This is a genomic window from Streptomyces sp. NPDC055099 (assembly GCF_053607685.1).
Window position 1 is genome coordinate 188,538 of sequence record NZ_JBSGUA010000014.1, and the last position, 23,786, is coordinate 212,323.

The 23,786-nt window shown below is 70.4% G+C and carries 22 protein-coding genes and 1 other RNA gene; 4 read left to right on the forward strand and 19 right to left on the reverse strand.

Annotated features, from left to right (window positions below):
* Nucleotides 1-86 precede the first annotated feature (86 nt).
* Nucleotides 87-674: a CGNR zinc finger domain-containing protein gene (locus ACWFRU_RS30585; protein WP_453691340.1), complete on the reverse strand. Its 588-nt coding sequence runs from the start codon at nt 672-674 to the stop codon at nt 87-89.
* A gap of 165 nt (nt 675-839) precedes the next feature.
* Between ACWFRU_RS30585 and ACWFRU_RS30590 the strand changes: the two genes are divergently transcribed.
* Complete coding sequence (locus ACWFRU_RS30590; RefSeq protein WP_453691341.1) at nt 840-1,436, forward strand: anthrone oxygenase family protein; 597 nt, start codon at nt 840-842, stop codon at nt 1,434-1,436.
* Here the strand turns inward: ACWFRU_RS30590 and ACWFRU_RS30595 are convergent.
* The 3 genes from ACWFRU_RS30595 to ACWFRU_RS30605 form a co-directional block, all read right to left on the reverse strand.
* The gene (locus ACWFRU_RS30595; RefSeq protein ID WP_453691342.1) at nt 1,388-2,551 is read right to left on the reverse strand and encodes a uroporphyrinogen-III synthase; all 1,164 of its coding nucleotides are present in this window, start codon (nt 2,549-2,551) and stop codon (nt 1,388-1,390) included. The genes ACWFRU_RS30590 and ACWFRU_RS30595 overlap by 49 nt on opposite strands.
* Before the next feature lie 131 nt (nt 2,552-2,682).
* Nucleotides 2,683-4,041, reverse strand: coding sequence for a nitrate/nitrite transporter (locus ACWFRU_RS30600; RefSeq protein WP_453691343.1), 1,359 nt, complete (start codon nt 4,039-4,041; stop codon nt 2,683-2,685).
* A 144-nt stretch (nt 4,042-4,185) separates the two neighbouring features.
* Nucleotides 4,186-4,731 (reverse strand): MarR family winged helix-turn-helix transcriptional regulator, encoded by a 546-nt coding sequence (locus ACWFRU_RS30605; RefSeq protein WP_453691344.1) that lies wholly within the window; start codon nt 4,729-4,731, stop codon nt 4,186-4,188.
* 143 nt (nt 4,732-4,874) lie between these two features.
* Between ACWFRU_RS30605 and ACWFRU_RS30610 the strand changes: the two genes are divergently transcribed.
* Nucleotides 4,875-5,864: an EamA family transporter gene (locus ACWFRU_RS30610; RefSeq protein WP_453691345.1), complete on the forward strand. Its 990-nt coding sequence runs from the start codon at nt 4,875-4,877 to the stop codon at nt 5,862-5,864.
* A gap of 90 nt (nt 5,865-5,954) precedes the next feature.
* On the opposite strand, the gene ACWFRU_RS30615 is transcribed toward ACWFRU_RS30610, so the two are convergent.
* From ACWFRU_RS30615 to ACWFRU_RS30630, 4 genes are all read right to left on the reverse strand, one after another.
* On the reverse strand, nt 5,955-7,223 hold the full coding sequence (locus ACWFRU_RS30615; RefSeq protein WP_453691346.1) for an acyltransferase family protein: 1,269 nt from the start codon (nt 7,221-7,223) through the stop codon (nt 5,955-5,957).
* A gap of 71 nt (nt 7,224-7,294) precedes the next feature.
* The gene (locus ACWFRU_RS30620; RefSeq protein WP_453691347.1) at nt 7,295-9,565 is read right to left on the reverse strand and encodes a glycosyltransferase; all 2,271 of its coding nucleotides are present in this window, start codon (nt 9,563-9,565) and stop codon (nt 7,295-7,297) included.
* Nucleotides 9,562-10,260, reverse strand: coding sequence for a hypothetical protein (locus ACWFRU_RS30625; protein WP_453691348.1), 699 nt, complete (start codon nt 10,258-10,260; stop codon nt 9,562-9,564). The genes ACWFRU_RS30620 and ACWFRU_RS30625 overlap by 4 nt, the downstream gene beginning before the upstream one ends.
* Before the next feature lie 231 nt (nt 10,261-10,491).
* Nucleotides 10,492-11,517 (reverse strand): LysR family transcriptional regulator, encoded by a 1,026-nt coding sequence (locus tag ACWFRU_RS30630; RefSeq protein WP_453691349.1) that lies wholly within the window; start codon nt 11,515-11,517, stop codon nt 10,492-10,494.
* Nucleotides 11,518-11,602: 85 nt separating this feature from the next.
* Here ACWFRU_RS30630 and ACWFRU_RS30635 point away from each other — a divergent pair, with 85 nt between their 5' ends.
* The gene (locus ACWFRU_RS30635; RefSeq protein ID WP_453691350.1) at nt 11,603-12,865 is read left to right on the forward strand and encodes an MFS transporter; all 1,263 of its coding nucleotides are present in this window, start codon (nt 11,603-11,605) and stop codon (nt 12,863-12,865) included.
* On the opposite strand, the gene dacB is transcribed toward ACWFRU_RS30635, so the two are convergent.
* The 8 genes from dacB to ftsE form a co-directional block, all read right to left on the reverse strand.
* On the reverse strand, nt 12,789-14,381 hold the full coding sequence (gene dacB / locus ACWFRU_RS30640) for a D-alanyl-D-alanine carboxypeptidase/D-alanyl-D-alanine endopeptidase (protein WP_453691351.1): 1,593 nt from the start codon (nt 14,379-14,381) through the stop codon (nt 12,789-12,791). The genes ACWFRU_RS30635 and dacB overlap by 77 nt on opposite strands.
* Before the next feature lie 121 nt (nt 14,382-14,502).
* Nucleotides 14,503-15,306: a collagen-like protein gene (locus tag ACWFRU_RS30645; RefSeq protein WP_453691352.1), complete on the reverse strand. Its 804-nt coding sequence runs from the start codon at nt 15,304-15,306 to the stop codon at nt 14,503-14,505.
* The gene (locus tag ACWFRU_RS30650; RefSeq protein ID WP_453691353.1) at nt 15,303-15,575 is read right to left on the reverse strand and encodes a hypothetical protein; all 273 of its coding nucleotides are present in this window, start codon (nt 15,573-15,575) and stop codon (nt 15,303-15,305) included. Before ACWFRU_RS30650 ends, ACWFRU_RS30645 begins: the two co-directional genes overlap by 4 nt.
* A gap of 180 nt (nt 15,576-15,755) precedes the next feature.
* Nucleotides 15,756-16,144: a transfer-messenger RNA gene (ssrA, locus tag ACWFRU_RS30655) on the reverse strand.
* Between the two features lie 118 nt (nt 16,145-16,262).
* Nucleotides 16,263-16,784: an SsrA-binding protein SmpB gene (gene smpB, locus ACWFRU_RS30660; RefSeq protein WP_453691354.1), complete on the reverse strand. Its 522-nt coding sequence runs from the start codon at nt 16,782-16,784 to the stop codon at nt 16,263-16,265.
* Nucleotides 16,785-16,802: 18 nt separating this feature from the next.
* Nucleotides 16,803-17,984: a S41 family peptidase gene (locus tag ACWFRU_RS30665; protein WP_453691355.1), complete on the reverse strand. Its 1,182-nt coding sequence runs from the start codon at nt 17,982-17,984 to the stop codon at nt 16,803-16,805.
* A 78-nt stretch (nt 17,985-18,062) separates the two neighbouring features.
* Nucleotides 18,063-18,980 (reverse strand): permease-like cell division protein FtsX, encoded by a 918-nt coding sequence (ftsX, locus tag ACWFRU_RS30670; RefSeq protein ID WP_453691356.1) that lies wholly within the window; start codon nt 18,978-18,980, stop codon nt 18,063-18,065.
* A gap of 43 nt (nt 18,981-19,023) precedes the next feature.
* Nucleotides 19,024-19,713 carry a cell division ATP-binding protein FtsE gene (gene ftsE / locus ACWFRU_RS30675; protein WP_030788113.1) on the reverse strand — a complete coding sequence of 230 codons (690 nt, stop codon included), beginning with the start codon at nt 19,711-19,713 and terminating at the stop codon, nt 19,024-19,026.
* A gap of 240 nt (nt 19,714-19,953) precedes the next feature.
* Here ftsE and ACWFRU_RS30680 point away from each other — a divergent pair, with 240 nt between their 5' ends.
* Nucleotides 19,954-20,145 (forward strand): hypothetical protein, encoded by a 192-nt coding sequence (locus tag ACWFRU_RS30680; RefSeq protein WP_361186803.1) that lies wholly within the window; start codon nt 19,954-19,956, stop codon nt 20,143-20,145.
* A 114-nt stretch (nt 20,146-20,259) separates the two neighbouring features.
* On the opposite strand, the gene ACWFRU_RS30685 is transcribed toward ACWFRU_RS30680, so the two are convergent.
* The 3 genes from ACWFRU_RS30685 to ACWFRU_RS30695 form a co-directional block, all read right to left on the reverse strand.
* Nucleotides 20,260-20,937: a hypothetical protein gene (locus ACWFRU_RS30685; RefSeq protein ID WP_453691357.1), complete on the reverse strand. Its 678-nt coding sequence runs from the start codon at nt 20,935-20,937 to the stop codon at nt 20,260-20,262.
* 270 nt (nt 20,938-21,207) lie between these two features.
* Nucleotides 21,208-22,314 (reverse strand): peptide chain release factor 2, encoded by a 1,107-nt coding sequence (gene prfB / locus ACWFRU_RS30690; protein WP_363211507.1) that lies wholly within the window; start codon nt 22,312-22,314, stop codon nt 21,208-21,210.
* A 113-nt stretch (nt 22,315-22,427) separates the two neighbouring features.
* Nucleotides 22,428-23,666 carry a serine/threonine-protein kinase gene (locus ACWFRU_RS30695; RefSeq protein WP_453691358.1) on the reverse strand — a complete coding sequence of 413 codons (1,239 nt, stop codon included), beginning with the start codon at nt 23,664-23,666 and terminating at the stop codon, nt 22,428-22,430.
* Nucleotides 23,667-23,786 lie beyond the last annotated feature (120 nt).

Sequence of the window (23,786 nt, forward strand, 5' to 3'; positions counted from 1 at the left end):
CGGTGTCCGCTCTTCGTCTTGGCTGGCTCACCGGAGATGTACGTACGCGGTGACGGCTGTGTTCAGCCGCCGTGGAAGAAATTCGATCAGGCCCGCGCGAGCGCCGCCCGCCGCCGGTGTCTGGCCACCCGTTCACGGTTGCCGCACACCTCACTCGAGCACCAGCGGCGGCGCCTGCCGCGCGAGGTGTCCAGGTACACGATGGGGCAGTTGTCGCCCTCGCACTGGCGCAGCAGGGCGCGCGCGACGGGGTCCGTGAGCAGGTCGACGGCATCGCGCGCCACGGCGGCGAGCAGGGCCGCGCAGCCGGGGTCGCCGTCCAGGGTGCGGGCGAGGCTGCCGTCGGGGCGCCGGACGGCGCGCGGGGCCGGGGGCGCTGCCGCGGCGAGGGCGTTGACCCGCCCCAACGCGGCTTCGGCGGGGCGCCCTTCGAGCTCGGCGAGCACCAACTGGCCGATGCTCTGCCGCAGTTCGCGGAAGCCCACGAGCCAGGCCGGGCCTGCCCCCGGCAGGGCGGTGCGATCCGGGATGAGCCCGGCGCCCGCGAGCCAGGCACGCAGCCGGTCCACGGAGTCGAGCCGTTCCACGGGATGGTTCGTCGCCACGAGGTCCAGAGAACTCCGCCCGGAGTCGAATCGCAGCTCGTAGGTGGCCGGGTCCATGCCCAGTGCCATGCGCCTGTCACCGCCTTGTGGGGTTACCGGTGAGTGCTCCCCCTACAGTGCCTCGCCGCGGGCGGGTGCGGAACCCCTGCCACCGGGCGCGGATGAGACGCGCGCTTATGGGGGCGCGCTTCGGGACCATGGTCCGGCGGCCGCCCGGCCGGTTGACTCGGTCCCATGGAAGCCAAGCGTGGGACGAAAAGCCGGGGACAGGAGCAGGGCCAGGGTCGGAGGGGCGGCTCCGCAGGAGCCGTCCTGGGGGCGGCCGTCGTGACCATGGGCCTGATCGCCGGGACCTTCTACATCTTCTCCTGCGGCGTCATGCCCGGCCTCGCGCGCAGCGAGGACCGTGTCTTCATCGAGGTCATGCAGAACACGAACGACGCGTTCGACAACCCGGTCTTCTTCGCGAGTTTCTTCGGCGCGCTGATCTTCACGGCGGTCTCGGCGTGGCAACTGCGCGGCACGGCCCCGTACCGGTGGGTCCTCGCGGCGCTCGTCCTCTACCTCGTCACCTTCGTGATCACATCGGCCGTGAACGTGCCGCTGAACGACGAACTCGCGGACGCGGGCGACCCGGCGAAGATCGCCGACCCGGCCGCCGTACGCGAGACGTTCGAGGACCCGTGGCTGGCGTGGAACGCGGTGCGGGCCCTGCTCTCCACGGTCGCGATCGGGCTGCTGGCACGGGCCCTGGTGCTGCGGGGGCGGGACAACAGGGCGCGTCAGTCGGCGTACTTGGCCCCGGCCGCGGGGTCGAGCGCCAGCCGATAGCCGCGCTTGACCACCGTCTGGACGAGTTTCGGCGCCCCAAGTGCCGTACGCAGCCTGGCCATCGCGGTCTCCACGGCGTGCTCGTCACGCCCCGCTCCGGGCAGCGCGCGCAGGAGTTCGGCGCGGGAGACGACCCACCCCGGGCGCCGCGCGAGCGTCCGAAGCAGCGACATGCCCGCGGGCGGCACGGGCCGCAGCTCGTCGTCGACCAGGACGGCGTGGCCGCGGATCTCGACGCGGTGGCCCGCCACGGGCAACGTACGGGCGCGGGAGGGCAGTTCCTGGCAGAGGATCTGTACGAGGGGGCCGAGCCGGAAGCGTTCGGGCTGCACCGTCTCGATGCCGAGGGCCTGCAGCGGCAGCGCGGTGACCGGGCCCACACAGGCGGACAGGACGTCGTGCTGGAGGGCCTCGAAAAGCTCGGCGGACATGCCCCGGTCCTCGGCGCGGGCCAGGAAGGACGCGGCGGCGGGCGCGCTGGTGAAGGTCAGCGCGTCGACGGAGCGCGCGACGGTGGCGTCGAGGAGCCGGTCGACGGGCGCGAGGTCCTCCGGCGGCAGCCACCGGTAGACGGGCACGCCGACGACCTCCGCTCCCCCGGCGCGCAGCGACTCGACGAAGCCGGGCAGCGGTTCGCCGTGCAGCTGGAGCGCGATGCGCTTGCCCTCGACGCCTTCGTCGAGCAGCCGGTCGAGCACCTCCGCCATGGACTCGGAGGAGGGCGACCACTCCTCGGTGAGCCCGGCGGCGCGGATGGCGCCCTTGACCTTGGGCCCGCGGGCCAGCAGCTCGACACCGCGCAGACATCGCAGCAGCGCCTCGCCGAAGCCCCAGCCGTCGGCGGCCTCGATCCACCCGCGGAACCCGATCGCGGTGGTGGCGATCACGATGTCGGGCGCGTGGTCGATCAGTTGCTTGGTGGCGGAGAGGAGTTCGCTGTCGTCGGCGAGCGGGACGATGCGCAGTGCGGGCGCGTGCAGGACGGTGGCGCCGCGCCGCTGGAGCAGCGCGCCGAGCTCGTCGGCGCGCCTCGCGGCGGTGACGCCGACGGTGAATCCGGCGAGTGGGGCGTTCTGACGGCCGGCCTGTTGACCGGTCGGAGGGGTCCCGTGCATGGCAGCTGCTTTCGTCCCGCTAGTACCGCGTGATGGATGATCCGGGGTTGGACGAGCCTGCCAACGGCCCGTGACAACCCCGGATCATCACGATGTCGTACGTGTTACACCAGGCTACGACCACCCCTGAGTCAGACCTGCGCGTACGTGAGCTGGGGCTTCTCCTCGGCGTCCGGGGTCTGCCCGGAGTCCGGGGTGGCCGCCGGGCGGCGAAGGTATACGGCCCAGGTGACGCAGAAGCAGGCGGCGTAGAAGACGAGGAAGGCGACGAAGGCGCCGGTGCCCGACCCCACGGTCTGGAAGGACTGCCGGAAGGCGAGGTTGATCCCCAGCCCGCCGAGCGCCCCGATGGCGCCGATGAGCCCCATGGAGGCCCCGGAGAGCCGCCGCCCGTAAGCCGCGGCGGCCTCTCCCTGGAGCCCCTTCTGGAGGGCCTTGGCCTGGAAGATCCCGGGGATCATCTTGTAGGTCGACCCGTTCCCGAGCCCCGTCAGCACGAAGAGGACGACGAAGGCGGCGACGAAGAGGGCGAGCGACTCCCGCATGGACGCGATGACGACGACGCCGGTGGCCGCGCCCATCCCGACGAAGTTCCACAGCGTGATGCGGGCCCCGCCGAACCGGTCGGCGAGCCGCCCGCCGACGGGCCGGATCAGCGAGCCGAGCAGCGGCCCGATGAAGGTGACCGCGGCGGCCTGGAGCGGCGTACGGCCGAACTGGGTCTGCAGGACGAGCCCGAAGGCGAAGCTGTACCCGATGAAGGACCCGAAGGTCCCCACGTACAGGAAGGCCATGATCCAGGTGTGGGCGTCCCGTACGGCTTCCTTCGCGGCCCCGGTGTCGTTCTTCACGGTGGCGAGGTTGTCCATGAAGAGGGCGGCGCAGACGGCGGACACGAGGATGAGCGGGATGTAGATCCCGAGCAGCACGCGCGGCCCTCCCCCGGCCCCGATGACCGCGAGCCCGGCGAGCTGCACGACGGGCACGCCGATGTTGCCGCCGCCGGCGTTGAGCCCAAGAGCCCACCCCTTCTTCCTCAACGGGAAGAAGGAGTTGATGTTGGTCATGGAGGAGGCGAAGTTGCCGCCGCCGACGCCGGTGAGCAGGGCGCAGAGCATGAAGGTGGTGTAGGAGGTGCCGGGCTCCATCACGGAGAAGGCCGCGACGGTCGGCACGAGCAGCATGCTCGCCGAGATGATCGTCCAGTTACGTCCGCCGAAGCGGGCGACGGCGAAGGTGTAGGGGACGCGGGCGACGGCCCCGACCAGAGTGGCCATGGACACGAGGAAGAACTTCCCGGCGGGATCGATCCCGTACTCGGGCCCCATGAAGAGCACCATCACGGACCACAGGGTCCAGATGGAGAACCCGATGTGCTCCGAGAGGATCGAGAACACCAGGTTCCGCCGGGCGACCCGCTCCCCTTCCTCCTCCCAGAACGTCTCGTCTTCCGGGTCCCACCGTTGGATCCACATGCCAGACCTCCGCATCTCCACAGCCGGCGGCTGATGATCCGAAGGTAGGGAGGCCGGGTTTCAGCCCTGTGGCACGCGGTGACCGGCGGGGAACTTTGCTCTCACGTGGGGGCGGGGCAGGCGGTGAGGGGTTCCACGTAACGGGCTGCACCCGGGGGCCTAGCCCAGGTGTGTGTCCCCCAGGGACACGAGCAGCCGGCGCAGGGCGCCGTCGAGGGCCGCGCGGTCCTCGGGGGTCAGGGCGGCGAGCATGCGCTCCTCGTTGGTGATGTGGTCGACGACGGTACGGTCGACGAGGTCGAGGCCCGCCTCGGTGAGGCGTACGCGGATGGCCCTGCGGTCGCCGGGATCGGGGTGGCGGGCGATCAGGCCCTTGCGTTCCAGCTTGTCGAGGCGGTTGGTGATGGCTCCCGATGTCACCATCGCGCTCTTCAGGAGGCCGCCCGCGGTCAGCTCGTGCGGGGCGCCGACCCTGCGCAGCGTGGCGAGGACGTCGAACTCCGCGAACTCCAGGCCGTACTCGACGAAGACCCGCTTCATGCCTTTGCTCAGCAGGTGATCGGCGCGTTTGATGCGGCCCACCAGGGCCATGGCGTCGAGATGGGCGGTGTCCAGATCGGGCCGCTCGCGCCTCCACTGGGCACGCAGCTCGTCGATGGCGTCGGCGTCCGCGGCGACTTCGGGTCCGGGCCCGGTCTCGCTCATGTACGTGCTCCTCTCGATCAGAACCGGCGGCGTCGGACCCGAACATCTCTCAACGTTCAGATACTTGACGTTCGCAGACCCTCGGTCCATATTTATCTCAACGTTGAGAATAACAGCGTTGAGGGGAACAGAGGGGGAGCACCATGTCGACCACCAGCCCAAGCGCGAACGCGGTACGCACGACACCCGCGACCGGCAGCCCGATGACCCGGCGCCGGCCCGGCCGGGGCCCCCGCACCTACGCCCTCGCCGCCGCGGCCCTCGCGGCCATCGGTCCGGCGACCTGGGGCACCACGTACGTCACGACGACCGAACTCCTGCCCGCCGACCGCCCGTTGCTCGCCGCGGCCCTGCGCGCGCTGCCCGCCGGGCTGATCCTCCTCGCGATCACCCGGCGGCTGCCGAGGGGCGACTGGTGGTGGAAGGCGGCCGTGCTGGGGCTGCTGAACTTCGGGGCGTTCTTCCCGCTCCTCTTCTTCGGCGCGTACCACCTGCCCGGAGGTGTGGCATCGACGGTCAGCGCGGTCATGCCGCTCCTGGTGGCGGGCTTCGGCGTCGGCGTGCTGAAGGTGCGCCCGTCCGCTCGTACGCTCGTCGCGGGACTCGTGGGTGTCGCGGGCGTCGCCCTGCTGGTCCTGCGCGGCAGCGCGGCGGTCGACCCGGCGGGCATCGCGGCGATGCTGACGGCGACCACCCTCATGGCCCTCGCGGTGGTGCTCAGCAAGCGCTGGGGCCGCCCCGAAGGGGTCTCGCTCCTCACCCTCACCGGCTGGCAACTGACCGCGGGCGGCCTGGTTCTGGCCCCCATCGCCCTCATCGCCGAGGGCCTGCCGAGCCACCTCACCGGCGCCAACATCGCCGGGTACGTCTACCTCGGCGTGATCGGCACGGCCATCGCGTACGCCCTGTGGTTCCGCGGCATCGAACGCCTCCCGGCCTCGTCCGTCGCCTTCCTCGGCCTGACCAACCCGGTGATCGCCACCCTCGCCGGCCTCCTGCTCCTCGGCCAGACACTGACGCTCTGGCAGGTGGGCGGCCTGGTGCTGGTACTGGGAAGCGTGCTGCTAGGCCAGAGCGGGGGCACCAAGTCACGCGCAAGGCTCAAGGACCCGCAGTTCACTCCAAGTCGGTAACTTGCCGTACCCCCACGCACACGAAAAAGCGGCCGCACGACGCACCGAAGTGCGCGTGCGGCCGCTGTCTTCGCGTCAGCCCTCGTAACCTCAGGCCTCTGCTCGCGCCCTTCGGCCCTTGTTTTTCTTTGATCCGTCCGGCCACAGACGTGGTTTCCGCTTCGCTGCGATGTCCTCGAGCCAGCCCACCGCCATCACCATCAGGCCGATCAGCGGCCAGACCAGGACCGTCATCCACAGCATGTACGTCGAGTCCAGCGCCGAGCTCCAGCGCTCGTCCTGCATGAACGGCAGGTCGTACGCCATGTCGATGAGCGGCACCGTGGCCATGATCAGGAGGTTGTGCCAGAGGTAGATCGTCACCGCTCGGTTGTTGGAGAGGGTGATGAGTTTGTCCCAGCGCTTCAGGCGGCCCGGCAGTTCCTGCCATGACGGGGAGTACTGGAACAGGATGACCACGAAGCCGAACGACCACGCCGCCTGGGCCAGCGGGATGTCGTTCAGGTCCCAGCCGTCCGGGCCCAGGTGGCCCGACGCCCACCACAGGCCGAACGCCATGATCAGGGTCGAGACGGAAACCGCCACGTAGCGCGGGACCCGGGCGAGTACGCCCTCCTGGTGGGCCATGCCGAGCACCCAGCAGCTGCCGTACACCGCGAAGTCCGACACCGCGTTGCCCGTCTCGCCGGGGATCTTGACGATCTCCGTGGCCAGTACCGCCGTCAGGGCCAGGGGGGCGAAGAGCGTGGCCCACGGGACCCTGCGGAACGCCCAGAGGAGCAGCGGCGAGGCGATCACGAACCACAGGTACGCGCGGATGTACCAGAGCGGGCCCGCGGCCTGCGCCGGCCAGGTGTCCTCCAGGAGGCCCGCCTTGTCCCCGATGTGCCAGGGGAAGGGCGGGGCGCCGATCGGGAACACGTAGTTGAGCATGCTGACCAGGCCCCACGTGTCCCCGTGGTCCGGGTCCTTGGTGACGTTCCAGCCTCCGTAGAAGAGGAGGAAGAGCGCCACCGCGCTGAATGCCCACATGGGGGGCAGCAGTCGGCGTATTCGGCCCCTGATCACGCCCCATGCCGGGCGCTTCAGCGAGCGTGCCATCAGCGCGCCCGCCAGCGCGAACATCACACCCATGGACGGGAAGATGATCGTCAGCCAGGCCCAGCCGAACAGGTGGTAGATCACGACGCGGACCAGGGCGAGGGAGCGCAGTACGTCGAAGTAGCGGTCCCTGCCCGGCCTCTTGGGAGCCGCCGGGGTCGGAGGGGCCTGCGGGGTCACCGGCGGAGTCGCCGGGCCCACCGGCGTCACCCCCATGCCCGGAGCCCCCATGCCCGGAGCCCCCATGCCCGGAGCCATCGGCGCATGATTTCGCAGCCCCGGAGGCGGCGGAACCTGCGGCAGCGGCTGCGTGGGCTGCTGGGGATACGTCATGCGACGGGCCTCCGATCAGGGCTGCCCGTCCGCTGCTGCGGGATAGAGGGCGGAGTTCCAAGGACTCCCGTACGCCGGAGCTTCTGCCAGCGCAGGCGGCCTCCGGTCAGGGCGGTGATCCAGGACTGCAGCAGCACGACGTACATCAGCTGCCGGTAGAGGATCTGCTGCAGGGGCAGCGAGATCAGATGGGTCATGCGCTCGCGGTCGAGCCGGAAGGCGTACGCCGCGCACACCGCTTGGACGGCGAGCACGCCGAGCCACGCGATGATCGTCTTCTGGGTGGGGCCGAAGACCAGGCCGTAGAGCAGGAACACGTCGATCAGGGGCGCCAGGAGCGGGGCCAGGACCATGAACAGGGAGACCAGGGGCATGCCCACGCGGCCGAAGCGGCCCGAAGGGCCGGACTCGATCACCGAGCGGCGGTGCTTCCAGATCGCCTGCATCGTGCCGTACGACCAGCGGTAGCGCTGCGACCAGAGCTGCTGCACCGTCTCCGGCGCCTCGGTCCACGCGCGCGCCTTCTCGGCGTACACGACCCGCCAGCCGTCACGGTGCATCGCCATCGTGATGTCGGTGTCCTCGGCGAGCGTGTCGTCGCTCATGCCGCCGACCCGCTCCAGCGCCGAGCGCCGGAAGGCTCCCACGGCGCCGGGGATGGTCGGCATGCAGCCGAGCATGTCGTACATCCGGCGGTCGAGGTTGAAGCCCATCACGTACTCGATGTGCTGCCAGGCGCCGATCAGCGAGTCCCTGTTGCCGACCTTCGCGTTGCCCGCGACGGCGCCCACGCGCGGGTCGCCGAACGGCTGCACCAGCTCGCGCACGGTCGACTGCTCGAAGACCGTGTCACCGTCCATCATCACGATGAGGTCGTAACGGGCGTTTGCTATGCCGCGGTTGAGGGCGGCCGGTTTGCCCGCGTTCTGCTGGCGCACGACGCGTACGTTCGGCAGGCGCAGGCCCTCGACGATCAGCGCGGTGCCGTCCGACGAGCCGTCATCGACCACGATGATCTCGATGGGATGGTCGCTCGTCATGAGGGAGCGGACCGTCGCCTCGATGCACTTCGCCTCGTTGTAGGCGGGGACGAGGACTGACACCGGTTCGGTGACGTCAGGGCCCCAGCGGAAGCCCTTCTTGCGCACCTTGCGCGCGTGCACCGCGGAGAGCAGCAGCATCATGCCGAAGCGGAGCATGACCAGGGACCCGATCACGGCCAGGGCCACGACGAGTACGCCGGTGATCTTCTCCGAGGCTCCGACCAGGAAGACCCAGGCCTTGCCCTTCCACAGGTCGAGGCCGGTGACCGGCGCGTGCGCGCTGGGGGCGCCGAGAGCCTCGGTGAGGTTGGTGAAGCGGTAGCCCTTGTCCTGCAGATCGGGCAGGAAGGTGTCGAGCGCGGCCACCGTCTGCGAGCGGTCGCCTCCGGAGTCGTGCATCAGGACGATCGCCCCGTCGCCGTTCTTGGGCGTGGCGCGGCGGATGATCTCGTCGACGCCGGGGCGCTTCCAGTCCTCGCTGTCGGTGTTGTTGACGACGGTGAGGTAGCCGCGGCTGCCTATGTACTTCGTCACCGGCCAGGACTTGTTGTCCATGGCGTCGGAGAAGGAGGAGTACGGGGGACGGAAGAGGGACGTACGGACGCCGGCCGCGCCCGCGAGGGCGAGCTGGTTCTGCGAGAGCTCCCAGTCGATGCGGCTCTTGGACTGGTACGACAGGTCGGGGTGGTTGAACGTGTGCAGGCCGACCTCGTGGCCCTCGTCCACCATGCGCTCGACGAGGTCGGGGTAGCGCGAGGCCATCGTGCCGGTGACGAAGAAGACGCCGTGCGCGCCGTGCTTCTTCAGTACGTCGAGGACCTTGGGGGTCCACTCCGGGTCCGGGCCGTCGTCGAAGGTCAGCACGAGGCGGTGGTGGGGGACGCTCAGCGTCTCCTCGTTGCCGCCACGGGTGTCGATGACCGGGCCGCCGTCTTCGAGGACCTTCTTCGGGACCTGGTCGGTTGCCGCGGGCGGGCGCACGCGGTGGTCGGCGAGGATCTCGCTGTGGGTGTAACCACGCAGCATGAGCATCGCCATCAGGGCGACCAGGAGGAGCAGCGGCAGGAGGTAGCGCAGGGGGATCCGGCGCCGCTTGGCGGTGCGGGCGGGCTGTGCGCGGCGCCGGCCGCCGCCGCCCCGGGGCTGGGCGGCGCGAGCGTTCCGGGGCTGGGCGTGACTGTGCCGGGAGCCGGCTGACCGGCCCCTCTTGGTGCGGGTGTTCATAGCTGTGCGCCCTCCGAGGGCTGCTGGCCGGCGCCTCGCGGGGACAGATGACCGATCGCCTGGGCGCTCTGCGGGGACTGCTGATCGGCGGCGGGCTGCACCGCGGGGACCTCGCCGCCGCCTCCGGACGCGCCGGGCGGGGTTTCGGTCGACGGGTCCGGGTCCGGAGTGGTGGGGTCGTCGGTCGGATCCGGGTCCGGGTCCGGCTTCGTGGGGTCGTCGGTCGGGTCGGGGTCCCCGCTGTCGCCCGTGGGGTCGGGGTCGGGCTTGCCGTCGCCCGTGGGGTCGGGGTCGGGTGTGTCGCCCGGCTTGGTCTTGCCGCCGCCCGGTTCGGACGGATCGTCCGCGTCCTCGTCGCCGGTCGCGGGAGCGGTGCTGCCGCTCTCCGAGGCGCCGGGCGAGGGGGTGTCGCCGGGGGAGGCCGAGGGGTCGAGGGAGTCGGCCGGGCGGTCGGGTGTGTCCACCTTGCTCGCCGGCTTCTCGTCCTTGGCGTCGATCGGGAGCCAGGGCGCGCTGGAGTTGCCCGAGAACAGGGTGGCCACGATGATCACCGCGTAGACGGCGCAGGCCATGCCGACGAACACGCCTATCCGGCGGTACCTCCGGCTGCGGCGGCCCGTCTCGTCGACGAAGACCGGCCCGTCGGGCCCGTCCTGGTCGTTCTCGGCGGCCAGCTCGGCCAGCTGCCGTCCCACACCGTCGATCTGAACAGTGACCTCGTTCGGATCATGAGTGTGTTCCGGTAGGGCATCTTCTCGCCAATTATCCATGCGTACGCACAACCCCCCACATAACCTGACTCGGGCGCGCACGACTCCGGGCAACTCGCCGTTCGGACCGAGCCCCCACCCGATCCGAGCGCCCCCCTATCACACCGCGCCCGGACCATGAATGTAGCGCACGGCGGTGTCAGTCGTACTAATCCGTCAGTCCAGCCTCATCATGATGAGTGCATCTGTGGCCGGAACCCACCCGTCATCGGGCCTTCGCAGCCACCCCTCGGCGGCCGCGAGCTCGGCCGCGGCAGCGCGCAGCGCGTCGACACCCGGGTGCACGAGCCCCTTTCTCCACACCAGGGACACGGGCGACAGCGGAACGGGGTCGGTCAAGGGCCGCAGGACCGATTCGGGCATGGTGGGGAAATCCACAGCGGTGAGGACGGGGGTGCGGTTCTTGGCCATGATCCTTCCGAACTCCTCGGGGCCCACCGCCAGGGGCGCGGGCGCAGCCACCTCGATCCCGCGTCCCTCGAAGAGGCGATGCGCCAAGTCGGTCCACTCCAGCGTCCGGGGGTTTCCGGCGCCCGCGTACACGCTCTCCCCCGCGAGCGCGCCGAGCGGCACAGCGTCGAATTCGGCCAGCGGGTGCCCGAGCGGCAGCAGCACCGCCATCGGCTCGTACCGCACGGGCTGCTGCGAGAGCCGGGCCCGCAGCGCGGGTTCGAGCCCGGCGTAGCGCCCGAAGGAGACGTCGAGCCGCCCGGCGAGAATCTCGGCCGCGGCCCCGGTGAGCCCGCTCTCGAAGCGGGCCATCAGCTCGCAGTCCGGGGCGAGCTCGCGGGCCCGCTCCAGGACGCGCCCGGAGATCAGGCCCGGGCTGTTCAGGTCCACGAGCAGCGGGCGTGCCGCGCCGCCGGCCCCCGTACCGCGCGCGAAGGCGGCCGTCAGGTCGTCCTGCGCCTCGATGACCCGCCGCGCGTACGGCAGCAGCCGCTCCCCCTCGGCGGTCGGCGTGACCTGCCGTGTCGTGCGCACGAACAGCTCGGCCCCCAACTCACGCTCCAGGCGCCGCACATCACGGCTCAGCGCCTGCTGGGCGACGTAAAGCCGGGCAGCGGCCCGCGTGAAGTGCAGCTCTTCGGAGACGGCCAGGAAGGCGCGCAGGAGGCGCGGTTCCACGTCGCGGGGCAGACCGCGCTCGGGGCCACGGGGTATGCGGGGTTCTGCGGTCACCCGCGGGAACTTACAACAGGAGTGCGTGAGTCGAGCCCCAGAAGGTGTTGGACCTCACACCGGAGCCCCGGCGAGGGTGATCCCCATGCCGCCCGCCGAACCCCGCGCGCCCCGCCGCCGCAATCCCTACGCCCGCCTCTTCCGGATACCCGGAGCCACCGCCTTCACCATCGGCAACCTCATCGCCCGCCTGCCCATGGGCATGTTCAGCGTGAGCGCCGTCATCATGATCGCCGGGTCCCGCGGCTCGTACGCGCTCGCCGGCGCCGTCACCGCGACGGGCCTGGCCGCGACCGCCGTCGTGGCCCCCTGGACGGCGCGCCTCGTCGACCGGTACGGCCAGGCGCGGATCGCCGTCCCGGCCACCGCGATCGCCGCGCTCGGCTCGCTCGCGCTGCTGCTGTGCGTGCATTACGGAGCGCCCGACTGGACCCTGTTCGCCGCGTACGCCGCGACGGCCACCACGCCCAACACGGGCGGCATGTCCCGGGCCCGCTGGGCCCACCTCCTCAAGGACGACGAGCGGGCCGTGCACACCGCCAACTCCTTCGAGCAGGCCGCGGACGAGCTGTGCTTCATGCTCGGACCCGTCCTCGCCGCCTTCCTGTGCGGCGCGCTCTTCCCGGAGGCGGGCACCCTCATCGGGGTCGTGCTGCTCCTGACCGGCGTCCTGCTCTTCGCCGCCCAGCGCTCGACGGAACCGCCGCCCCGGGGGCGTACGGCCACCAAGGAGAGGTCGCCCCTGCACGCGCGCGGGATGCCCACCCTGCTCGCCGCCTTCCTCGCCACGGGCGCCGTCTTCGGCTCGATGGAGGTCGTGACGATCGCGTACGCCGACGCGGAAAGCCACAAGGCCGCCGCGGGCGCGATCCTCGCGCTCCAGGCCGCGGGCTCCTGCGCGGCGGGCCTCCTCTACGGGACGGTCAGACCGAGCGGACCCGCGAACCGCCGCCACATCCTGTGCGCCGTGGCGATGGCGGCCCTGATGACGCTGCCACTCCTCGCCGCCACGCTCACCGGCTCACTCCTTGTGCTCGCCGGGGCTCTCCTTGTCGCCGGTATGGCCACGGCCCCCACGATGGTCACCGGCATGTCCCTGATCCAACAGCGCACCCCCGAGGGCCGGTTGAACGAGGGCATGACCCTCGCCGTCACCGGACTCCTCGGGGGCATCGCCTGCGGCTCGGCCTCCGGCGGCTGGGTGGTGGAGCGCCTCGGTGCCGCCCAGGGCTACGCGGTCCCGGTCGCCGCCGCGTGCTGCGCGCTGCTGCTCAGCATCGCGCAGGCTTGCGCCACGAGCACTCCAGGTCCCCGCTCGGCTCGGCCGCACGCTCCGAGCGCGGCCTGACGAGCACGGCCTTGTCCTCGGTCGACCTGGCGAGCGTCACGACGATCGCGTCCTCCAGGGCCTTCACCGAAGAGGGCAGGTAGTTGTTGAGGATGATGCTGAACACCAGCTCACGCCCGCCCGCGTCCTTCACGTACCCCGAAAGAGCGGACGCCCCGGTCAACGACCCCGTCTTCGCCCGTACGTTGAGGGCCGCCGGCGTCCCGCACATCCGTGTGCGCAGGGTGCCGCCGACGAACTTGTCCGGGTCGCAGGCCACCGGGAGCGACTTGTACCAGTCGGCGTACCAGGGCTCGCCCTTCGCCGAGAGCAGCAGGTTGATCAGCTGGTCGGCGGGGACGTTGGTCTTGCGCGAGAGCCCGGAGCCGTCGGCCTGGCGCAGCTTGCCGGGATCGACGTCTGCCGTCTTCAAGTAGGCGCCGATCGCCGCGAGTCCGTCCGGCCAGTTGCCGGGCCGTCCGGTCGCCTCGTACCCCATCGTCTTCGTGAGGTTCTCCGCGTGCATGTTGTTGGAGAGCTTCATGAAGGGGATCATCAGCTCGCTGAGCGGCATGGAGTCGTGTGACGCGAGCTGCCGCGCGCCCTGGGGCGTGGCGAGCCCGGTCTTCGTCGGGCCGCTCACCCGCACCCCGTGCGCCTTCAGGGCGTCCCGGAAGACCGCGGCCGCGTAACCGGTCGGCTCCCAGACGGCGATCCACTCCTTGGTGGCGGAGCCGCCCTCGGGGACGGTGCCGGTGACCGTGATCGTGTTGGTGCCGTGCTCACGCTCGATGGTGAGCGTGTCCGCACCACCTGCGGGGACGGTTCTGGCGCTGATGTCGACGTCCACGTAGTCGGTCTTCGGGGTCACCGTCACCTTCGGCCTGTCCCCGGCCTTCGCGCCGGGTGTGGCCTCGACGATGACCGTCCCGGTGTCGTAGTCGGTGTCCGGGGCGACGCTCAGCGCGGAGATCTGGGCGTTGTAGTACGCGAACTCGTCGTCGGCGGCCCAGGTGTCGCCCAGACGCCTGTCGTCGAACCGGGTGTCGTCCGCGACCAGGCGCCCCGAGACCCGCCGGACGCCCGAATCGGCGATCTTCGCGGCGAGCCGGTCGTAGTCCTTGGCGAGTGTCGTCGGGTCGCCGGTGCCGCGCAGATACAGGTCACCGTCGAGCACACGGCCGTTGCGCTTGGCGTCGGTGAGCACGTCGGTGGTGAAGCGGTGGTCGGGGCCGAGCCGCTCCATGGCCGCGGCCGACGTCAGGAGCTTGGTGTTGGAGGCGGGCATAAGGCGCCCGCTGGGCAGGTGCTGGTAGAGCACGTCACCGGAGGCGGCATCGGCGACGACGACGCTCGCCGCGCCGCCCTCCATCCGGGGATCGCCGAGGATGGTGTCGATGGCTTCGGGCAGGCCGCTGCGGTCGGAGTCCGCACCGGCCGGCGAGCTGACGGAGAGGGTGGCCGCCGCGACGCCGAGCACGGCGGGCCAGATCCAGTGGCGCATACGGGCGTTGACGCGTCTCACGGGTCTACTCATGACCCAGGAGCATCCCTGACTCGGGGCTCCCGCGACAGCCCCCACTCCGGCCACGTACGCCGCAGGAGGGGTGGACCACAAGGGGTCGGCCACCGCTTGGGCCGCCCCCCCGCCCCCGCCCTCAGTCCGGTGCGTACGGCGTGCGGCGGCAGCGGGGCAGCAGGGAGGCCAGGAGCAGCAGGGCGGGGGCGGGGTCGGCCGGGGCCACGCCCGTGCGGCGGCAGACCAGGGCGTCGGGGTCGCCCGGTGACTGCTGGAGGCTGTAGCCGTCGGGGCAGGCGGGACCGGCGTCGCCCGTCTCGCCCTTGGGCCCGCGCTCACCGCGCGGCCCCGCCGGGCCCGCCGGGCCCGAGGGTCCTTCGGGGCCCGAGGCACCGCCCGCGCCGTCGGACCCGTTGGCGCCGTCGGTACCGTCAGCGCCGTTGGCGCCCGGGGGCCCCGCCGCCCCCGCCGGTCCTTCCGGGCCTCGTTCGCCGTTCGCGCCGTCCGTGCCGTCGGCCCCTGCCGGGCCAGGATCGCCGGCCGCTCCCGCCTCGCCGCGCTCCCCCGCCGCACCCTGGCGGCCACCGTCTCCCGGCACCCCCTTCTCGCCCTGCTTGCCGTCCTCGCCCTGTGAGCCGGTGGCGCCCGGCCTCCCGGGCACCCGCGCCCGGGACAGCAGGTCGTCGACGGCGTCGGCGGGGTCGGGCGCGGCAGGGGTGTCACCGTGCGAGCGGACCTGCGCACGCAGGGTCCGTACGTCGCGGGCCAGCGTGGACACGGCCTCGCCGCGCCGGTCCGCCTCGGCGGCGAGCCGGTCGGCACGACGGTCACCCGCGTCGATGCGGGCCCAGAGCAGCGCCGCGACCCCGCAGAGCGCGACCAGCACACAGACGAGGAATACGCTGCGCCAACGGCGGGCCAGCAGTCGCTCGAGCTGGATCACGGAGTGCCTCCGAGCCGTTGGTTGTCGATGAGCAGCCGGGCGATCTCGCTCTGGTCATGGACGTGCAGAGCGTTTAACTCGGCGAGTTTCGTGTCGCGTTCGGCGACCTGCCGCTCCAGCCGGTCGCGCTCGGTCTGAAGTCTCTCCGTGAGGCTGGAGTAACCGGTGAGCGCGTTCTCACCGCGCTTGCCGAGATAAGCCACCACCGCCGCGCCGAGAACCCCGAGGCTGGCGACGATGGAGCCTAAAAGAGTGACGGTGGCATCCAAGCGACTGCCTCCTGCACTTGCGTACTCGGCCGGGCTTCTGGGCCGCCCGGCCGTTTGGGAACCTGCACTCGGATGCACTAACGAGTCACATGCCTGGAGGATGTGCCCGGACGGTGCGTGCCCCGCACACGGAAAAAGCCCCCCGGCCACCGGCCGGAGGGCTTCAACCTCACATGGGAATTGTGGAGATGGCGGGAATCGAACCCGCGTCCAACGGTGCAAAAGGAGGGCTTCTCCGAGCGCAGTTCGCTACGATTTTCTCGGCCCCGGAGATCTCGCGAACAAGTCTCCGACGGGCCCAGTCACTGTTTGATTTCCCATCGAATCCCGTGACCGGACTCGATGGTTTAGTTCCCTAGATTATGCCAGGATCCGGGTCGGGAACACTCCCGGGCTGACACCCATTAAGGGTCCTTCACTCACTGCTTATTAGGCAGCGAGGGCGAAGGACTGGGAATCGCTCTTGTTATTGGCGATTATTGGTTGCGACATATGGTTTACGAGATCATTGCCGCTTCCTCGGCTCGCTTCCCCTGCTTCGACATCCGCTGTCGAAACCGATCATCCCCATGTTGTTTTTTCAAACGGTGCACCCGCTGTGAGGTGCGGTGCCCATCGTACGTGACCAACGCCCGACGGGGCCAGCCAATTCCCGCGTGGCCCGTCAGGACCCACGGGACCCGGCGGTCAGGCGCTGCGCTGACGCCGTTTGACGTCCGCGACGGCGCGGTTCGTCTCGCGCAGGTCCTGCTTCTCCTTGAGCGTCTGACGCTTGTCGTACTCCTTCTTGCCCTTGGCAAGGGCGATCTCGACCTTGACCCGGCTGTCCTTGAAGTACAGGGACAGGGGCACGATGGTGTGACCCGTCTCCTGCGACTTCGACTCCAGCTTGTCGATCTCCGCACGGTGCAGCAGGAGCTTGCGCTTCCGCGTGGCCGAGTGGTTGGTCCAGGTGCCCTGCACGTACTCCGGGACGTGGATGTTGTGCAGCCACGCCTCGCCGTTGTCGATGTGCACGAAGCCGTCCACCAGGGAGGCCCTGCCCATCCGCAGCGACTTGACCTCGGTGCCCATCAGCACCAGGCCGCACTCGTACGTGTCCAGGATGTGGTAGTCGTGCCGCGCCTTCTTGTTCTGCGCGACCATCTTCCGGGCGGGTGCCTTCTCGGCGGCCTTGGCGGCCTTGCGCTTTACCTTTTCCTTCGCCATAGTGCGGCCATTTTCGCACTACGAGGGGGGTCCGAGGCCAGTCAATACTGTTTCGGCCCGCCTCTCGGCACCGTCCTCGACCTCCAGGTCCGGTGTGATGCCCCGGCCGTCGACCGCCTGCCCCGAAGGAGTGCGGTAGTGCCCGACCGTCAGCTCGGCGACCGAACCGTCGGGCAGCCGGCTCGGCATCTGGACCGACCCCTTGCCGAAGGTCTTCGACCCCACCACGACCGCGCGGCCACGGTCCTGGAGCGCGCCCGTGAGCAGCTCGGCCGCGCTCATCGTGCCGCCGTCGACCAGCGCGACCACCGGCCTGGTGGTGTCGCCGCCGCGCTCGGCGTGCAGGGCCTTCTGCCGGCCGCGTACGTCGTACGTCGCCACCAGGCCGCCGTCCACGAGACCCGAGGCGGCGGTGACCGCCTCCGACACCAGGCCCCCGGAGTTGCCCCGCAGGTCCAGCAGAATCCCGGCGCCCTTGGGGGCGTCACGCACCGCTGACCGCACGCGCTCGCCCGTGCCCTTGGTGAAGGCCTCGACCTTGATCATGACCGCGCCGCCCGCGAGCTGCGTGACCGTGACGGAGTCCGTGGAGAGGCGGGCCCGGTGCAGTGTCTCGCTCCACGCGCGCGTGCCCCGCTCCAGGCCGAGCTCGACCGGGGTGCCCGCGCGGGCACCGCGCAGCAGGGAGACGACCTCGGTGACGGGACGTCCCGTCACGCGCTTGCCGTCGATGCTGCGGAGCCGGTCGCCCTCGCGGATACCGGCCTGCTGGGCGGGGCCGCCGCGCTGGACCCGGGAGACCTCGATGCGGCCGTCCTCCGTACGCCTGGCCCACAGGCCGACGCCGGTGTACGCGCCGTCGAGGGCCTGCTCGAACTCCTGGTACTCCCCAGGGGAGTAGACCGATCCCCAGCGGTCACCGCTGCGGCTGACGGCTTCCTCGGCGGCCTTCTTGCCGGACTTGCCGTCGGCCATCGCCTCGGCCGCGGCGTCGGCCGCCTCGTCGGCGGCGTCACCGGACGAGACGACGGAACGGGTGGACAGGGCAGGCGACTTCCGGCCTTCACCGGACGCCTCGCTCCAGGAGCCGGTGGCCGCACCGGTGGCGAGCACGCTCACGAACACCAATGTCAGGGTCGCCCCGCGGCGGATACGGCGGGGCCGGGAGAGCAGTTCACAGAACCGGTCGGGGCCTGACATGCCGGTGAGTCTAGGACAACGAAGGGCGCCGTACGGTCGGTTGAACCGTACAGCGCCCTTCGGAACAGGCGGGTTTTGTCACACCTTCAGATACTTGCGCAACGCGAAGAACGCGGCGAGCGCGGGCATCAGGAGGCCGATGGCGAGCACCAGGGGCAGCTTGGCGAGGACCGCGTCCCACCCGATGAAGTCGATCAGATTCAGCTTCTCGGAGAGCGCGAGGCCGTGGTCGATGAGGAAGTACCGGCCCACGAGGAGCATGCCGCAGGCGACAGCGCCACCGATGAGACCGGCGACGGCCGCCTCCATGATGAACGGCATCTGGATGTAGAAGCTGGACGCGCCGACGAGCCGCATGATGCCGGTTTCACGTCTCCTGCTGAACGCGGAAACACGCACGGTGTTGACGATCAGCATCAGCGCCACGACGAGCATCAGCGCCATTACCGCGAGCGCCGCCCAGTTCATGCCGTTCAGGAGCTCGAAGAGGTTGTCCAGATAGCCCTTCTGGTCCTCCACGGACTGCACCCCGTCACGTCCGGAGAAAGCGGTCGCGACGACCTGGTACTTCTCCGGGTCCTTCAGCTTGACGCGGTACGACTCCTGCATCTGGTCCGGCGTGAGGGAGCTGGACAGCGGGGAGTCGCCGAACTGCTCCTTGTAGTGCTTGTACGCCTCGTCGGCCGATTCGTACTGCACCGTGTCGACGACGGGCATCTTCTTCAGATCGGTCTTGATCTGGTCCTTCTGCTCGTTCGTCACCGCGCCCTTGGCGCAATGCGGGTCCTGCTCCGCGTCCCCCTTGTTGCAGAGGTAGATCGAGACGTTGACCTTGTCGTACCAGTAGCCCTTCATCGTGCTCACCTGGTCGCGCATGAGCAGCGAGCCGCCGAACAGGGCGAGCGAGAGGGCGACGGAGACGATGACCGCGAAGGTCATCGTGAGATTGCGGCGGAGACCGACGCCGATCTCCGACAGGACGAACTGGGCGCGCATGGCTCCCTTTCAGTGGATCAGTGCGGTGGATCAGTACGGGTCGTCAGTGCTGGTAGCCGTAGACGCCGCGCGACTGGTCGCGGACGAGACGGCCCTTCTCCAGCTCGATGACCCGCTTGCGCATCTGGTCCACGATCTGCTGGTCGTGGGTCGCCATGACGACGGTCGTGCCGGTCCGGTTGATCCGGTCGAGCAGCTTCATGATGCCGACCGAGGTCTGCGGGTCGAGGTTGCCGGTCGGCTCGTCCGCGATGAGGAGCTTCGGGCGGTTGACGAAGGCGCGTGCGATCGCCACCCGCTGCTGCTCACCACCGGAGAGCTCGCCGGGCATCCGGTCCTCCTTGCCGCCGAGACCGACGAGGTCGAGGACCTGGGGCACGGACTTGCGGATCTCGCCGCGGGACTTGCCGATGACTTCCTGCGCGAAGGCGACGTTCTCGCCGACGGTCTTGTTCGGAAGGAGCCGGAAGTCCTGGAAGACGGTGCCCAACTGGCGCCGCATGTGCGGCACCTTGAAGTTGGAGAGGCGCGCGAGGTCCTTGCCGAGGACGTGCACCTGGCCGTGGCTGGTGCGCTCCTCGCGCAGGACCAGCCTCAGGAAGGTGGACTTTCCGGAGCCGGAGGAGCCCACCAGGAAGACGAACTCGCCCTTCTCGATCTCCAGGGAGACATCCCGGAGGGCGGGCCGGGTCTGCTTGGGGTAGGCCTTGGAGACGTTGTCGAATCGGATCACGGATGCACCACGGGTCGCCGGGGGTAGGTGAGCGTGACCATACGCGAAGCCGGTGCGCGAGCGCAGTCAGCGTCCTGAGTTGCGAGAATTGTCGCGGATATACCACGGAACGTAACAGTCTGAAACCGACGAGGACGGGCGGGCCGCGCCGAAATTCGTGGAAGCTGGCACAGTGGTAGGGGGAACGGTTGGGTTCCCTCTAGCGTTGGGCAGGCTGTAACTGTGCGGGAGGAGAAGCGCATGACCTATGACAGGTTGGTGTGCGCGAACTGCGCGGCGCCCGTGAGTGAAGGCCGCTGCCCCGTGTGCCGGGCCAATCGCGAGCGCATGCAGCAGGAGGGACCGTTCGGCGGCCTCAGCCCTGCGGCCCTGATAGGAGTGCTCGTCGTGCTGATCGCGGCGGTGGCCCTGCTGGCGCACCAGACCGCTTAGCGCGCCAGAGGGCGCGTCCAGGACACCCAGAAGGGCCCGGAGCCGTCGGCTCCGGGCCCTTCTGTCATGTCATGCGCCGCGCACGTTCCCGTACGCGGATGCCGTCGCCCTGGATCAGGCGGCAGCGCCGCGGTTGCCGACGAAGCGCGGCAGGATGCGGAAGCCGATGCCGCCGGCGATCATCGTCGCGGCGCCGGTCAGCAGGAACGTGGTCTCGGCGGCGCCCGTCTCGGCGAGCTCGCCCTTGTCGGCCTTGTCACCCTGCTCGACCGGGGCGGAGCCCGTGTCGGTCAGGCTGTCCTTGCCCTTGCCCTGCTCGACGGGGTTGGAGCCGCCGTCGGGGTCGTTGTCGTTGCCACCGGTGCCGTTGCCGCCGCCGGTGCCGTTTCCGTTACCGGGGTCGCTCGGGCCCTCGGTCGGGTCGCTCGGGTCCTCGGTGGGCGTGCCCGGGTCCGTCGGGTCCTCGGTGGGCTCCGTGGGCTCCTCGGTGGGCTCGGTCGGCTCCTCCGTGGGCTCGGTGGGCTCCGGGTCCTCGGTGGGCTCGGTCGGGTCCGGGTCCTCGGGGATACCCGTCGGCTCGGTGGGCCCGGCGGTCGGCTCGTCATCGTCCTCGCCGATGCCGACGTCAACGCCGATGCCGTTCTCGTCGGCGCTGGCGCTGGCGCTCGCGCCGCCGAGGTCGACACCCACGTCGAGGGCCGAGGCGGCACCGGCGGCGGTCAGCGAAGCACCCGCGGCGATCACCGCACCGGCCGCTATGCGTGCTACGCGGATCCGCGTCTTCTTGGTCATCTGGCTGCTACCCCCAGTAGCTGAATCGTCAGTGAGGCAGCGTCCGGGACTGCGTTCGTCGGGGGCGCTGGATCGGCCCCCACAGATCACACGCGCCCCAGAGATACGCATGCCGCTCGGTAGCCTTTCCAGTTTCCACAGCAACGTCAAGGTCGTTGCGCGCGCGATGTCTGAAATAACAGCAGTTGACCGGCCTACGGAGATGTGACTGTGACGTAAAAGGCAACTGCCGCCTCATGGGCGGCAGTTGCCTTGTCGATAAAGCGGCGCTTACTTCTCCTGCTGCTTGCGCCAGCGAATTCCGGCCTCCAGGAAACCGTCGATCTCGCCGTTGAACACGGACTCGGGGTTGCCCACTTCGCACTCCGTGCGCAGGTCCTTGACCATTTGGTACGGGTGCAGGACGTACGAACGCATCTGGTTGCCCCAGGAGTTGCCGCCGTCCCCCTTGAGGGCGTTCATCTTCGCCTGCTCCTCCTGGCGGCGGCGCTCGAGAAGCTTGGCCTGGAGGACGTTCATGGCGCTCGCCTTGTTCTGGATCTGCGAGCGCTCGTTCTGGCAGGAGACGACGATGCCGGTGGGGATGTGCGTCAGGCGGACCGCGGAGTCGGTCGTGTTGACGCCCTGGCCGCCGGGGCCCGACGAGCGGTAGACGTCGATGCGCAGCTCGGACTCGTCGATCTCGATGTGGTCGGTCTGCTCGACCACCGGGAGGATCTCGACTCCGGCGAAGGAGGTCTGGCGACGTCCCTGGTTGTCGAAGGGCGAGATGCGGACGAGCCGGTGCGTGCCCTGCTCGACGGAGAGCGTTCCGTAGGCGTACGGGACCTGGACGGCGAAGGTGGTCGACTTGATGCCGGCCTCTTCCGCGTACGAGGTTTCGTAGAGCTCCGTCTTGTAGCCATGGCGCTCGGCCCAGCGGAGGTACATGCGCTGCAGCTTCTCGGCGAAGTCGGAGGCGTCGACGCCGCCGGCCTCGGCGCGGATGGTGACGAGTGCCTCACGGGCGTCGTACTCGCCGGAGAGGAGGGTGCGGACTTCCATTTCGTCCAGCGCCTTCTTGACGGCCGTGAGCTCGGTCTCGGCCTCGGCCCGGGTGTCCGGGTCGTCCTCCTCCTCTGCCATCTCGAAGAGCACGCTGAGGTCGTCGATGCGCCCGCGCAGGGCCTCGGCCTTCCGCACCTCCGCCTGGAGGTGGCTCAGCTTGCTGGTGATCTTCTGTGCCGCATCCGGGTCGTCCCACAGGGACGGCGCGGCCGCCTGCTCCTCGAGCACGGCGATGTCTGCCCTCAGCTTGTCGAGGTCCAGGACGGCCTCGATCGACTCCATGGTCGAGGAGAGGGACTTGAGCTCTTCGGATACATCGACGACTGCCACGGGACCAGCCTAACGGCTGGACGCAAGCGGTCGGGCCTCCCGGCCTGGGAGGCGGCTCTCTCCAGGCCCCTGGGCCGGCCCTGCGGCTCGGCCGGAGCCGCCGGAGCGGCGGGTCAGGGTGCTGAAGGGGATGAGTTCTTTGTGTCCTGGGGGGTGCCGTTCGCGTCGTCGCCGTTTGTGGCTGCCCAGGTGCCGATGCCTGCCGCCGCCACCAGGACCGCTCCCGCCACGCCCAGCGTGATCCTGCGGCGGCGGGCGGAGGAGCGGTGGCGGGCCGAGCCGGGGCGGGCCGCGCCGGACGCCCGGGGGGCGCGGGCGGTGCCCCGGGCGCCCCCGGCGAGCTCGTCCGGGCCCGGGACGCGCATGGAGGTGTGGGTGTCGCGGTTCGAGTCGGGGGACGAACCGGGGACGAGGGGGACCGCCCCGCGCCGGGGGGCGCCCGCGGACGGCGGCTCCGGTGCCGGCTCCTCCTCCGCCTCCTCCGGGAGCGGCTCCGTGTCCGGCTCGTCCACATCCAGCGGCGGCATCCCCGCCACCAGGGACTGCAGCTCGCGCAGCCGCGCCGCGAGCTCCGACGCGCGCAGCCGGGACGCCGGGGCCTTCGCCAGGCACTGGACCATCAGCTGCCAGAGCTCGTCCGGGATGCCGGGCAGGGGGACGACCGTTTCTGTCACGTGGCGGCGCAGGACCGCCCCGGGGTGGCCGCCCCCGAAGGGGGTGAAGCCCGCGAGGAGCTCGTACAGGACGGTGGCGAGGGCGTAGATGTCGACGGCCGCGCGCGGGGGCAGGCCCTCGATGATCTCGGGGGCGAGGTAGTCCGGCGTACCGATGATCTTCGTCGCGCGGGTCCTGCGCGGGGAGTCGATCAGTTTGGCGACGCCGAAGTCCGTGAGCAGGGCGGGGTGCGAGCCGCCGGGGCCCAGCGGACCCTGCATGTCGAGCAGGACGTTCTCCGGCTTCACGTCCCGGTGCACGATCCCCGCCGCGTGCGCCGCGGCGAGGCCGTCCGCCACGTCCGCCACGATCGCCACCGCCGCCTCGGGGGCGAGGCGGCGCTCACGGTCGAGGCGGGTACGCAGGTCGGTGCCCCGGACGAGGTCCATGACGAGGGCGAGGTCGTTCCCGTCGACCACCAGGTCGTGGACGCCCACCACGCGCGCGTGGTCGAGGCTGAGCAGGGCCGTGCGCTCCTGGACGAAGCGGCCGACCAGCTCCTGGTCGGACGCCAGGTCCTCGCGCAGCAGCTTGATGGCGACGGGACCCTCGGGTCCTTCGCCGAGCCACACCGTGCCGGCGCTGCCCCGACCAAGGATCTGGTGGGCGGTGTACCGGCTGCCGATCTTGCGTGCCAAGACTGCTCCTACGGATGCGTGTTGGCGACAAAACTACGCGGCCTCGACGCCAACCTTCACTCCAGGAGCAGAAATCACCCCGCAGGTGTCGACAAATCCCCAGAGTAGGGAGGTGATTCG

Coding starts and splice junctions, on each gene's coding strand:
- ACWFRU_RS30610 (WP_453691345.1), top strand. CDS start 4,875: ATGTCGACCACCAGCCCAAGCGCGAACGCGGTACGCACGACACCCGCG.
- ACWFRU_RS30665 (WP_453691355.1), bottom strand. CDS start 17,984: ATGTCAGGCCCCGACCGGTTCTGTGAACTGCTCTCCCGGCCCCGCCGT.
- ACWFRU_RS30600 (WP_453691343.1), bottom strand. CDS start 4,041: ATGCGGAGGTCTGGCATGTGGATCCAACGGTGGGACCCGGAAGACGAG.
- ACWFRU_RS30590 (WP_453691341.1), top strand. CDS start 840: ATGGAAGCCAAGCGTGGGACGAAAAGCCGGGGACAGGAGCAGGGCCAG.
- ACWFRU_RS30620 (WP_453691347.1), bottom strand. CDS start 9,565: ATGAACACCCGCACCAAGAGGGGCCGGTCAGCCGGCTCCCGGCACAGT.
- ACWFRU_RS30595 (WP_453691342.1), bottom strand. CDS start 2,551: ATGCACGGGACCCCTCCGACCGGTCAACAGGCCGGCCGTCAGAACGCC.
- ACWFRU_RS30615 (WP_453691346.1), bottom strand. CDS start 7,223: ATGGCTCCGGGCATGGGGGCTCCGGGCATGGGGGCTCCGGGCATGGGG.
- ACWFRU_RS30585 (WP_453691340.1), bottom strand. CDS start 674: ATGGCACTGGGCATGGACCCGGCCACCTACGAGCTGCGATTCGACTCC.
- ACWFRU_RS30685 (WP_453691357.1), bottom strand. CDS start 20,937: ATGACCAAGAAGACGCGGATCCGCGTAGCACGCATAGCGGCCGGTGCG.
- ACWFRU_RS30680 (WP_361186803.1), top strand. CDS start 19,954: ATGACCTATGACAGGTTGGTGTGCGCGAACTGCGCGGCGCCCGTGAGT.
- smpB (WP_453691354.1), bottom strand. CDS start 16,784: ATGGCGAAGGAAAAGGTAAAGCGCAAGGCCGCCAAGGCCGCCGAGAAG.
- dacB (WP_453691351.1), bottom strand. CDS start 14,381: ATGAGTAGACCCGTGAGACGCGTCAACGCCCGTATGCGCCACTGGATC.
- ACWFRU_RS30635 (WP_453691350.1), top strand. CDS start 11,603: ATGCCGCCCGCCGAACCCCGCGCGCCCCGCCGCCGCAATCCCTACGCC.
- ACWFRU_RS30605 (WP_453691344.1), bottom strand. CDS start 4,731: ATGAGCGAGACCGGGCCCGGACCCGAAGTCGCCGCGGACGCCGACGCC.
- ftsX (WP_453691356.1), bottom strand. CDS start 18,980: ATGCGCGCCCAGTTCGTCCTGTCGGAGATCGGCGTCGGTCTCCGCCGC.